We start from the raw sequence: 2,291 nt of genomic DNA on the forward strand, positions 1-2,291 counted from the left end.
TCCAGCGCGTCGGCGACCAGACGCTCCTCCGTCATCCAGTCGGGACACCACGTCCCGTGCAGGGGCGGCAGGCCTATGGCGGCGAGCTTCGCATCAACCTCCGCCCGCAGTTTTTCCAGCACCTTGCCGCGTCGACGGATCGCCTCGTGACGGTCCCGCGTCTGCGTGGAGCGCACCAGTTCCTGTCGGACCCCCGTCCGGGTGCCATACGCCCGTCCAACATCCGCCCAGCGCTCACGCGGGATCGACAGTCGCGCCGCGTAGGTCTTGCCGCCCGTAAGCCTCAGTCCATGCCTCTCTTCAGAGACCTTCCGTGTCATGGAAGGACTACCGACAGGCTACTACCGACACGGTCGTAGGGCGCTACCGAAGGGGTCTGATAAGATGCTGATTTCATTGGGTATTATCGACCGTGGCGGAGAGAGTGGGATTCGAACCCACGGTACGCTATTAACGCACACACGCTTTCCAAGCGTGCGCCTTAAGCCGCTCGGCCATCTCTCCGCGGGCGGCAGCCCTTGCGGGCGGGCGGAACATAGCAAGATCGCGATCGAACGCAAGCGGGAATATGGCGTACCGTGCCTGTTACACGGAGGACGGGTTAAATCCCGGTGGCGAGACGACGCGATGCCGCACGACCTCACCCACGATGATGAGGGCCGGCGTGCCGACTCCCGCCTCAACCACACGTCCCGGAAGGGTGGCGAGTGTTCCTTCCACGACCCTCTGGCCCGGCAGGGTGCCCCGTTCGACGACCGCAACTGGCCAGTCAGCGGACAACCCGTGGTCGATCAATCGCGCACACAATGATGGCAGCGCACCGACCCCCATGTAGATCACGATCGTCTGGCCAGAGCGCGCCATGGCATCCCACGGCAGGTCGAGGGCACCATCGGCCCGCGCGTGCCCAGTCACAAAGATGCAGGATTGCGCGCAGTCGCGATGGGTCAGCGGAATACCGGCATACGCCGCGCAGCCACTGGCGGCCGTAATGCCGGGCACGATCTGGAACGGCACGCCATGCCCCAGAAGCGTTTCGATTTCTTCCCCGCCCCGACCGAAGATAAACGGATCTCCCCCCTTCAGCCGCAGCACGCGTTCCCCGCGCTGCGCCCGTCGGACCAGTTCGGCGTTGATCTCGGATTGCGCCAGTGTGTGGCGACTGGCGCGCTTGCCGACGTAGACCAGCTCCGCATCCCGACGGACCCGGTCCAGGAGACCGGGGGCGACCAGTTGGTCATACAGGACGGAGTCGGCATTCTGCATCAAGTTCAACGCCCGGAGGGTCAGCAGATCCGGGTCGCCGGGACCGGCGCCCACCAGCCATACTTCGCCCCTCACCCGTACATCACGCAGGAGCGCGGCCAGAACGTCGTCCGCCTGCTCGAACGCGCCACCGCGCGCCGCGGCACCCCCGACTCCGTCGATAAAATCTTCCCAGATCCGACGCCGACGCGGAACATCGGGACAGGCTTCGACCACGCGGGCGCGCCGGTCGCTGAGATATCGTGCCAGAGTGGCCGTATCGTCAGGGACATGAGCCTCGATCGTGGCACGCAGACGCCGGGCCAGAACCGGGGCCGCGCCCCCCGTCGAAATAGCGATCCGCACCGGACCCCGATGGATCTGGGCCGGTGTGATGAAGCTGGACGGGTCGGGATCGTCAACGGCACAGACAGGAATATTCAGATCGTCGGCAACGGTCGCGACTGCGCGATTGACCGCGCGATCGTCGGTCGCCGCATATACCAGTCGACAACCGGGCATGACCGCGCGCAACGCCCCGTCGGCCGCCATGTCCCCGACCAGCGACACCACTCCGCGCTCCACCCACTCCGCGACCTGACCGTTCAGATGCGTCGCCAGCAGTTCCACGCGTGCATCGTGCGCCAGAAGAAGCCGGATCTTGTTGACCGCGATCTCGCCGCCGCCGACGACCAGCACCCGACGCCCGGCAAGCCTCAGGGACAGCGGAAACCAGCCGATATCTCCCTCAACCATGGCGTCTGTCATCTCTCGTCCCGTCCGCGCGCGACTGCGCACGCTGTCATCAAGGGGGCGACCATACGCCCCGGTTTCAGGCTGGCGTCTTCGCGCACCATGCCGCACGCGCGGCACGCACGAAAGCGACCATCCGCTGCGGGTCCTTGACACCCGGCGCGGACTCGACACCGGACGACACGTCCACGCCTGGCGCCCGGCTGGCCCGGATCGCCGCCGCGACCGTCCCGGGCGTCAGCCCCCCCGCCAGAAGCCATGGCACCGGGGACACCCAGTCCCGGGTAATCGCC

The 2,291-nt window shown here is 66.7% G+C and carries 2 protein-coding genes, 1 tRNA gene and 1 pseudogene; all 4 read right to left on the reverse strand.

Going from position 1 to position 2,291, the window contains the following annotated elements:
- Positions 1 to 320: pseudogene (locus HUK82_RS16060) on the reverse strand (tyrosine-type recombinase/integrase); the annotation flags it as partial.
- A gap of 93 nt (positions 321 to 413) precedes the next feature.
- Positions 414 to 504, reverse strand: a tRNA-Ser gene (locus HUK82_RS16065).
- An 81-nt stretch (positions 505 to 585) separates the two neighbouring features.
- On the reverse strand, positions 586 to 2,013 hold the full coding sequence (gene cysG / locus HUK82_RS16070) for a siroheme synthase CysG (RefSeq protein WP_176614889.1): 1,428 nt from the start codon (positions 2,011 to 2,013) through the stop codon (positions 586 to 588).
- A 64-nt stretch (positions 2,014 to 2,077) separates the two neighbouring features.
- Positions 2,078 to 2,291, reverse strand: a 214-nt coding sequence (gene trpF / locus HUK82_RS16075; protein ID WP_456304210.1) for a phosphoribosylanthranilate isomerase, incomplete at its 5' end; no start/stop codon positions are given.

Origin of the sequence: Ameyamaea chiangmaiensis (assembly GCF_013376175.1) — a bacterium.
GTDB lineage: Bacteria > Pseudomonadota > Alphaproteobacteria > Acetobacterales > Acetobacteraceae > Ameyamaea > Ameyamaea chiangmaiensis.

Coding starts and splice junctions, on each gene's coding strand:
- cysG (WP_176614889.1), bottom strand. CDS start 2,013: ATGACAGACGCCATGGTTGAGGGAGATATCGGCTGGTTTCCGCTGTCC.